The 8,266-nt window shown below is 27.4% G+C and carries 15 protein-coding genes; 8 read left to right on the forward strand and 7 right to left on the reverse strand.

Annotation, left to right across the window (positions count from 1 at the left end):
• Positions 1 to 22 precede the first annotated feature (22 nt).
• Positions 23 to 967 carry a DNA (cytosine-5-)-methyltransferase gene (dcm, locus tag NY022_RS08415; protein WP_267525250.1) on the reverse strand — a complete coding sequence of 315 codons (945 nt, stop codon included), beginning with the start codon at positions 965 to 967 and terminating at the stop codon, positions 23 to 25.
• 251 nt (positions 968 to 1,218) lie between these two features.
• Between dcm and NY022_RS08420 the strand changes: the two genes are divergently transcribed.
• The gene (locus NY022_RS08420) at positions 1,219 to 1,404 is read left to right on the forward strand and encodes a hypothetical protein (protein ID WP_267525252.1); all 186 of its coding nucleotides are present in this window, start codon (positions 1,219 to 1,221) and stop codon (positions 1,402 to 1,404) included.
• Positions 1,394 to 1,768 (forward strand): hypothetical protein, encoded by a 375-nt coding sequence (locus NY022_RS08425; protein WP_267525254.1) that lies wholly within the window; start codon positions 1,394 to 1,396, stop codon positions 1,766 to 1,768. The genes NY022_RS08420 and NY022_RS08425 overlap by 11 nt, the downstream gene beginning before the upstream one ends.
• Positions 1,769 to 1,811: 43 nt before the next feature.
• On the opposite strand, the gene NY022_RS08430 is transcribed toward NY022_RS08425, so the two are convergent.
• On the reverse strand, positions 1,812 to 2,624 hold the full coding sequence (locus NY022_RS08430; RefSeq protein ID WP_267525256.1) for a hypothetical protein: 813 nt from the start codon (positions 2,622 to 2,624) through the stop codon (positions 1,812 to 1,814).
• A gap of 42 nt (positions 2,625 to 2,666) precedes the next feature.
• The gene (locus NY022_RS08435) at positions 2,667 to 4,187 is read right to left on the reverse strand and encodes a hypothetical protein (RefSeq protein WP_267525258.1); all 1,521 of its coding nucleotides are present in this window, start codon (positions 4,185 to 4,187) and stop codon (positions 2,667 to 2,669) included.
• Positions 4,188 to 4,246: 59 nt separating this feature from the next.
• Here NY022_RS08435 and NY022_RS08440 point away from each other — a divergent pair, with 59 nt between their 5' ends.
• The 6 genes from NY022_RS08440 (at position 4,247) to NY022_RS08465 (ending at position 6,128) form a co-directional block, all read left to right on the forward strand.
• Positions 4,247 to 4,537, forward strand: a complete 291-nt coding sequence (locus tag NY022_RS08440) for a hypothetical protein (protein ID WP_267525260.1) — start codon at positions 4,247 to 4,249, stop codon at positions 4,535 to 4,537.
• The gene (locus tag NY022_RS08445) at positions 4,534 to 4,656 is read left to right on the forward strand and encodes a hypothetical protein (protein WP_267525262.1); all 123 of its coding nucleotides are present in this window, start codon (positions 4,534 to 4,536) and stop codon (positions 4,654 to 4,656) included. The genes NY022_RS08440 and NY022_RS08445 overlap by 4 nt, the downstream gene beginning before the upstream one ends.
• Complete coding sequence (locus NY022_RS08450) at positions 4,646 to 4,780, forward strand: hypothetical protein (protein ID WP_267525264.1); 135 nt, start codon at positions 4,646 to 4,648, stop codon at positions 4,778 to 4,780. Before NY022_RS08445 ends, NY022_RS08450 begins: the two co-directional genes overlap by 11 nt.
• 27 nt (positions 4,781 to 4,807) lie before the next feature.
• The gene (locus NY022_RS08455) at positions 4,808 to 5,128 is read left to right on the forward strand and encodes a hypothetical protein (protein ID WP_267525266.1); all 321 of its coding nucleotides are present in this window, start codon (positions 4,808 to 4,810) and stop codon (positions 5,126 to 5,128) included.
• 101 nt (positions 5,129 to 5,229) lie between these two features.
• A complete protein-coding gene (locus NY022_RS08460; protein WP_267525268.1) occupies positions 5,230 to 5,706 on the forward strand; it encodes a phage major tail tube protein in 477 nt (158 codons plus the stop codon).
• A 245-nt stretch (positions 5,707 to 5,951) separates the two neighbouring features.
• Positions 5,952 to 6,128 (forward strand): hypothetical protein, encoded by a 177-nt coding sequence (locus tag NY022_RS08465; protein WP_267525270.1) that lies wholly within the window; start codon positions 5,952 to 5,954, stop codon positions 6,126 to 6,128.
• A 90-nt stretch (positions 6,129 to 6,218) separates the two neighbouring features.
• On the opposite strand, the gene NY022_RS08470 is transcribed toward NY022_RS08465, so the two are convergent.
• From NY022_RS08470 to NY022_RS08485, 4 genes are all read right to left on the reverse strand, one after another.
• A complete protein-coding gene (locus NY022_RS08470) occupies positions 6,219 to 6,734 on the reverse strand; it encodes a hypothetical protein (RefSeq protein WP_267525272.1) in 516 nt (171 codons plus the stop codon).
• A 274-nt stretch (positions 6,735 to 7,008) separates the two neighbouring features.
• A complete protein-coding gene (locus tag NY022_RS08475; RefSeq protein WP_267525274.1) occupies positions 7,009 to 7,527 on the reverse strand; it encodes a hypothetical protein in 519 nt (172 codons plus the stop codon).
• Positions 7,527 to 7,700 (reverse strand): hypothetical protein, encoded by a 174-nt coding sequence (locus tag NY022_RS08480; RefSeq protein ID WP_267525276.1) that lies wholly within the window; start codon positions 7,698 to 7,700, stop codon positions 7,527 to 7,529. Before NY022_RS08480 ends, NY022_RS08475 begins: the two co-directional genes overlap by 1 nt.
• A 55-nt stretch (positions 7,701 to 7,755) precedes the next feature.
• A complete protein-coding gene (locus tag NY022_RS08485) occupies positions 7,756 to 7,971 on the reverse strand; it encodes a hypothetical protein (RefSeq protein WP_267525277.1) in 216 nt (71 codons plus the stop codon).
• Positions 7,972 to 8,266: the final 295 nt, after the last annotated feature.

Consider the following 8,266-nt stretch of genomic DNA (forward strand, 5'->3'; position numbering starts at 1 on the left):
TTTATAAATTTTCATTTTAGTGCTATAAATTATGCTTTAAAGCTTCTTTGATACTTAATGCAATTTCTTTTATGAGTGGCACTACGACACTATTACCTGCTGCTATATAAAGTTGTGTTTTAGATATATTTTGTGGATATATATAATCACTCGGATAGCCTTGTAATCTAAAGCACTCGTTAGGAGTTAGCACTCTAATTCTATCATCATTTGTCTTTATACAAGGCGTTTTTCCACCACCTTTACCCATACTAGCCATTAAGCAAGGGCATACATTATCAACGCTACATCTAACATCTTTAAAAGCAATCGTATATATTTTATCCTTTTCTATATCTTTTATTAGTTCATATCTTGCGTAATATTCATTTTTATAGTATTTCTCATCTACTAAAGCATTAAAATCTACGAACTCTTTTATACTTTTAGTTAAAGGCACTTTTTCTAAAGGCTTGTATCTTTCATAAGCTCTTTTATCTTTAAATCCGATTATAAATATTCTTTCTCTATTTTGTGGGATATTTGCATACTCTTTTGCATTATAAATATTTATATGTAAGTAATATCCTAGCTCTTCTAAAGTATTTTTAATAATATTTAGCGTTTTACCCTTATCGTGATTTACAAGTCCTTTTACATTTTCAAGCATAAAGGCTTTTGGACTTTTAAGCTTTATAATTCTTGCAAGTTCAAAAAAGCAATTACCATTAACTTTATCACTAAATCCAAGCTTAAGACCAGCAAGGCTAAAGCTTTGACAAGGAAAACCACCTACGATAATATCACAATCAGGCACATTATCTACATCTTTTATATCTTTAATATCTACTTTGTGTTTAAAGTTTGCTTCGTATATTTTAGCTACTAGTGGGTTTATCTCGTTTGCATAAATTATATTAAATCCAGCTTGTTTAAAACCTAGTTCAATCCCACCACTACCTGCAAAAAACCCAGCAACTTTTAACATTTGCTATCCTTTTTATTTTTAAGATAGCTAAAAGCTAATAGTAGTTTAGTGCTATAATTTTTAAATTTTTTTGATTTTTAACTTTTCAAGTAACTTGTAAAAGTTTAACAAAAAATCAAATTCAAATTTATGCTAAAAATTTTTTCATTGAAAATTAATCGTTTTGTGTATAATTTACAAAAATTTTTACAAAAGTTCTTTTATCTACAATTACAAACAATCAAGATTCAATTTCATTAAAAGGAGTTATTATGGATATTAAGAAAGCATATAGTGAAACATTAAAGCTACAATCAAAACTAGAAAATTGTGTTCCAATAATGCAAAAATCTTTTTATGATAATAGTTATAGCGTTAAATTAATTCCTATTGATAACTTAATATTACAAAATATGATTTCAGGTAATAATTTTAACAAGGATAAATATGCAAGATAAAGACAATGATATAGATGTAGTAGAACCTGAAACATTACCTACTACAGATGAATTAGAACGGGTAGCATATATAATAAAAACAGTTGAAAATGCTAAACAAGAACCCATACTAAGACAAATAGAGATGACAAACGCCGATAATGAACGAATGTATAATTTTCAAATGAAAAAACTTGATATTGATAATGCTAGATGGAGTAAAACATTTTATCTCGGTGTTATGTTAGTTATAGTATTACTAATAGTTGCTTTATATTTATTATTAGTAGAAAAAGATATAAATTTAGGTTTAGGGTTACTTACTAATATTTTTACTGGTGTATTTGCTTACTTAGCTGGTAAAGGCTCTAGTATAACAAAATAGCTATATTTTTAAGTGGTTATTTTCAAAATAAAAATAACCACTTTTACACATATCTAAGTAATTTTATGCCGATTACATAATAATCAATCGTTAAGCCTATGATAAATAATAAAACAGGACTTATATAGATTAATTTTTTATCCTTATATTTTACGCATAGAATTATACCTGTGATTAATCCTAAAATACTCGCTAGATAATTTAAAATAAATGCTTTTAAGGTGTAGTAATTAAAGCTTTCTATATCGCCTACATTTACACTAAGTCCTAAAGCTTTGTCCGTTGCTATTATTTCATTTTTTGCATTTTTACTTAATTCATATTCGTTAAAATGTGCTTTTATAAAGATATTAAATACTATTTCATCATAGCTTGAGTTCATCTTTAAAGCCTTATTATAATCCCTTGTATATTCATCTAACCAAGAGTTTTTTATATTACTAGCATTTAATACTGCATAATAGCTTTGTAATTCCGATTTTAAATTATCATAAAGCCTACTACCCCTATGATAAACAAAATCGTTAAAGTCTTCTAATTTTTCTCTTTTATAGGCTTTGCTTTCTAAATCATCTAAATAGTTGAGATAAGCTTTTGAATTAATTCTATAGTGTTTATAAAAATTATCATCTTCACTATAGGTATGCGATATATCAATCATTTTTGATATATCGTTTTGCACTGCATTTGCGTATTCGCTTATGTTTTTATAATTTTTTCCATATTCTTTATAATATTTAATAGTATTGTTTTTATCATTCTCGCTCCAATTTGTAGGCAATTGATTATAAAGTTCATTAAAGTTACTAGCAAATAAACTATTTAATGCCATTATTAAAAAAACTATATATTTCATTAAAACTCCTTTTACTATTATATTAGCAAAAGGAGTTTTAAATTAAGCATAAGGCATTTTTCTATACATTTCTAAAGTATTATTAGGCGTTGCATTAGTTTTACGATAATCTTCATAATCATATTTAAACTCAAGTGGCTTAGTAGATATATTAAAGCTTTTTTTGATTACTTCAGCATTTTCTTTGTGTGGATATAAAATAGAGTTTATGTTGATATTAATATGCTCGTTTAGGTTTGTTAAATCTTGTTGCATTCTTTTTACATTCATACCAAACGCACTCGTATTAGGTGTTAGTCTTACTATATTTTCATATTGTTGTTTAAGTTTTGCTCCTGTATCTCCTTGAATATTATTTAAAAGTGCTATTATTTTATTATTAATATCATCTTTATTTGTAGCAACTCCAAACATATGTGCTAATTTATTAAGTCCTTCTCCACTCCAGCCATATAAAGCTACCGTATCAATTGCGTCTGCTACCATTCTTATATCTTGCTTGATTTGAGAATAATTTATCATTTGATTATAGGTTTTCTCTCCTGCAGTTTTACCTAAACTATCAGTAAAATAATTCATCAAGCTTTTAGCATTAGCAGTATTAGGAACGCCTTGTAATTGTGATAGTTTTTGCTCTATTACTGCCTTTTCTTGCTCTAGCTCTTGAGTGCCTTGTTTGTTTTTTTTCATCTCACTTATTGCTCTTGTTTTTATATCTAACTCTTTTTCTAGCTGTTCTTTCATAACATTAGCTTGTCCGATTTGTGCTAACACATTTGTTGCACTCGTATCACCATCACCTTTCGCATATCTTCCAAGTCCTTGATTAATCACGCTATTTGCCTGTGCTGTATCAGGTAAATATCTATGAAAATTATCCATTAAGCTCTGAATATCTCCTAATTTATTAGCCCTTTCGCTATCATTTAAAAGTGGATTTTTTAAAGTATCATTGTAATCATTTGTTAATTGCTCTGTAATTTTATATCTAGCTTCTTCATCACTTAGATTAGGATTATTACTACGAAAAGCTTGAAAATATGCTGATATTTGTTTAGCTCTTTCTTGTTCTTTAAAAGCGTAATCTTTTAAAAATATATTTTGATTACGCTCTTTTATATTTGAATAAATATTACTTATTTGTGCGTTATTTAATTTTTTATTCATATCAAATATCTCACCTTGCTTATCCGTGTTAAATTTGTTTTGCTTATAAGTTTCAAATGCATTAGCTAAATTTAAATCACTTAATTTTATTTGATTATCTTTAGTTTGCTTAGCTATATCTAAATCTATGCTACTTTTATCTACTTGATTTTGCATATTTTGAGTTTGTAGATTGCTTTGTTTTATCTTATCATCTTGTGTTTTTATAGCAAAATCAAGTCCTAAATCACTAAGTGCTAATTCATTTTGTCCTATGCGATTTCTTAAATAATTACTATACATATTCATAAAGCCCTCTCCAGCAGCTTGTAATTCATTCTTATACTGTGCTGGATGGGCTAGTCCGATAAGTGTGCAATCAAACACACCGATTAGACTTGTAGGCACTAGCGACACGCTTGATGTGGGGTTATATTTTTTTATGAGTATTGAGGAAACATTGGCTAAGTGTGAAAATGGCACTATCAAAAAATTTAAAAGCAATAGATGAGCAGTCAGTTAGAACGCAAATCATTTTAAGCGTATATGAAGTTGATGAGATAAACACTATCACGAATACTAAAGCTGCTATAAGCTTATTTAAAAAATCAAGGGCTAAGTTTTCATATAGACCTGATTTGTTAATTGCACCAGGAATCAGTAGCGAAGACGCTATAAAAGGTAAGCTTGAAAGCATAGCAAGCTTAAAAGCTACTGCAATAATTGATTTAAATGCAGAAAGTAGCATTGAAGCTATAAATAAATGAGAGATTTTGGCTCTAGGCGTTTGATAGCTTGTTATCCTTATGTGAAAACTTGGAGCAATGAGCTAAATGGCTATGAATATACTCCACAGTCTGCAAGAATAGCTGGGAATGATTGCTAAGCTTGATGGAGAAAAAGAATTTGGCTTTTCAGATAGTTACTCAAATCGTGTAATGCTTGGTGTTAGTGGAACTAAAGGCGATATTGATTTTGAGCTAGGGAAAATTCTGGAGCTGATGAGCTAATAAAAGCAAATATATCTACCGTAATAAATGAAAAAAGGATATAGAACTTTGGGTGGCTGGACTAGTGATATTGATACTGCTTGGAAACCACTTACTCGTGTTAGGATTTTTGACAGGCTTGCAAGAGCAGCACAAGAAGGGGTATTCTTTGCAGTTGATAGAAAACTTAATGAGCAATACTTTGCTAAGCAAAGTGTAGAAAGCCTAATAAGGTTACTTGTAGCTAGTGATGTTTTGCTTGATAGTGAGGTTAGTTTTAGTGAGAAAAATACAAAAACAACACTTCTAGGCAGAAAATTATATCTAGCTATTAAAACACAAGATAATCCTACCATCTCACTAATTTAGCTTGATATATCTTTGACAGATGAGTACGGCGAAAAAGCATTAGAAAAAATGAAAAAATAAGGAGAATGAATGAGAATAAATATACCTGATTTTTAGAAGATATGAATATTTACATTAATGGTAAATCATATTTTGGCACTTGCACTAAGATTAAAATACCCGATATAGTGCAAACTATGGCTGAAACTTCAGGTGCTTTAAAACGCAAGGTTGGAACTGGTGTGTATGAATCACTTGAGCTTAGCTTTACACTGCAAGTATTTGATATGGATGTGTTTAGAGATTTTGCAGCAAACAACACAATAGCTCATGTGACAATAAGTATAAGAGAAAGTATTCATAATCAAGGTAATGGTAAAAAAGATGTGTCTTGCGAGGCTTTGGGTGATATGGAAAGTATCACTCTAAATGAAGACAGTATAGGTGGTGCTAAAGAAATAAGCATTAAGCTTTATTGTGAGTTTTTTAAACTAAGCGTTGGTAATGATGCACCACTAATCTATGATATTTTGGGAACTCATTTATCAATGAGTGATATTGATGTGATGGCACAAACAAGAAAAAATTTAGAATTATAAAAAGGAGAAAAGATAAAAGAAAAATTTGTAAAAAGTGACAATAACTGCTAAAAAGAGCAAGTTTTACAAGCCTTAAAAGGTATGAAGTAGAATTTAAAAAACTTTTGATGAAGGATATGAAAGGAATAATATACACAATGTTAGCGATTTGCTTGAGCTTAGTATAAGATGTGTTGTAAATATATCTCCAGCTGATTATAATAGGCTAGATGGTACTGATAGTATAAAAGTGCTTGAGATAATTGGTGATTTTTTGTCGGCATAGATGTAATATTTCACACGCAAAAGATTATCACAAGGCTATAGCTTGTCTTTGTAGGTTTTATCATTCAAGCATTGCTATGATTGAGAACCTACCTTATGATGATTTTATTAGATATTATAAGAATATGCAAAATACAGTAAATAATACAGGGAAATAATAAAATAAAGATTGTAATAATATAAAAATTTATATTATTACAATAATATTTTTCAAAATAAATAAGTGAGCTTAAAATATATTTAAGAGCCTATGTTATTTGTTTTGTTATTATTTTTTTATCCATGTCGTCAATATGTTTTAATATTTGTTTAATCTCTGGATATTTCTCATTATTATCTGAATTGGGCAAATCGTTTCTTAATTGTTTTGATAAAATTTCAAATTGAAATTTATGCAAATTTAAGATATTAGCTCTAAGTTCTGAAGACTTATTTAGATAATAAGAAGTTGATTCAAAATCACCTAAATAAATCTCATTTAATAACTTTCTTTCTTCAGATAGTTCATATAATCTTAATTTGTTTGTTGTATTCTTGTTACTTTTATATTTTTCTGAAACATATTGTAATTTTATTTCCAATTTAGTTTTTTTATAATATTGATTATTTAATCTTTCACCTAAGCCAATGCTTGATTCTATTTCATGTAGTTTTAATAATTTTTGTTGCAGCTTAGCATTTTCTATTTGTATTTCATAATTTTTTATAGATAATGAAAAATTTCTTATAGCAATAAATATTGGAAAAGATGATATTGCTACCATTGCAAGTTTTGACTCATATAATCTTTTAATTAAGCTTTCAGTATAAGCTATAAAAAAATATACTTATCATAGTATAAATAATATGGCAGACTAACTATTATTATTGTTGTTGTTGTTTTAATATTCAATTATCTTAATTATTTTATCTGCTCTATCGCTTACTTTCTTAGAAAAGTCGTAACATCTTTGTTCTTTTACAAACTCTTGTTTACACATATTGTATCCTTTTATTGCTTTTTATTATTAATATTATATTAAGCCCATATTAACAAAATTAATTTTTAAAAATAATCTTATTGTTTGTTTGAATAAGTTGATTAATTTTTTTATGATTTTTATATAATAGTTTTCTAATTTCTATATATTCAGATGTTCCATCTTTTTCTTTAATTTCTTTAAAATTATCTTTTACATAATCTAATAAATTATAGTGCATTTCTATGAAATAATTTTTGCTAATCCTACCTTTATTAACATTAAAACAAATAAATTCAAGCCTATTTAACAAATCCTCTTCTAGTGAGTTTTGCTTTTCTATTAAATGGCTTACAACTTGCTCTGATTCTTGCTTTTGAATAATTTCTAAACCCAATTCTTTATATTCTTTAATGCTTGTTTCAAGCTTATCAAATATATCTTGCTCTGATTTAAGTATTTGCAAACTACTATTTTTTATACTTAGATATAAAGTTATCCATCCAACAATAAAACTTATAATAGCAAACACGCCTTTAACGGTGTAAGATTCGTAAAGTATTTTTGAATAGTATTCAATACATTCAAAAAAAGGCATTAGTTATTCTTTTTACTTGTAGTGTTGCTACTGCCGTTTGTTTTTGCTCTTATTGTATTGTAAGTTGAATAACTAGCTCCATTGTTTTCTCTTGAAATAATTTGCTTAACATTATTATATGTGCATTTAAAATTTAAATAGTTACATCCATCATTAATTTTTTTATTGTTCATATTAAAACTCCTTTATTGTGGTATTTGTATTATATTAAGCTATAGTTATATATTTTTATTCTTTATTAAACTTCTCAAACTCTACTTTCGTCAGCTCATAAAATCTTTTATACTGATAATTTTCTAACCATGATTTAACCCAACTTGGAATTGGTTTTTTTTTATCATTCCAATTTGCAACGCTACTATAAGCAAGTCCTGTAAGGTTACAAAAATCTTGCCTTGTCAGATTCAATTTTTTTAGCTCTTCTTCAAAATCTGCTTTTTTCATAACTTATCCTTTTTTTACTCTTTTGATAAAAAATTATATCATATTTTTATTGAAAAAGTATAAAAAGCCTTGATAATTATCGCAAAAGAGTATATAATTATAGTATGTTTTTATTAAAAGAGTAAAAAAACAAATAAAAAATGAAAGGTGGTGATGCCAAATGGAGCTTATACATCACATTTTAGAGTTTATAACTGCTTTGATTTGTCTTTATATAGTCTAGATAAATCGCAAGAATAAAATAGGCAAGGGAGAGGCTAAAGCTATCTAAAATGTAATTAAATTTTATATCATA

Origin of the sequence: Campylobacter sp. MG1 (assembly GCF_026616895.1) — a bacterium.
GTDB lineage: Bacteria > Campylobacterota > Campylobacteria > Campylobacterales > Campylobacteraceae > Campylobacter_E.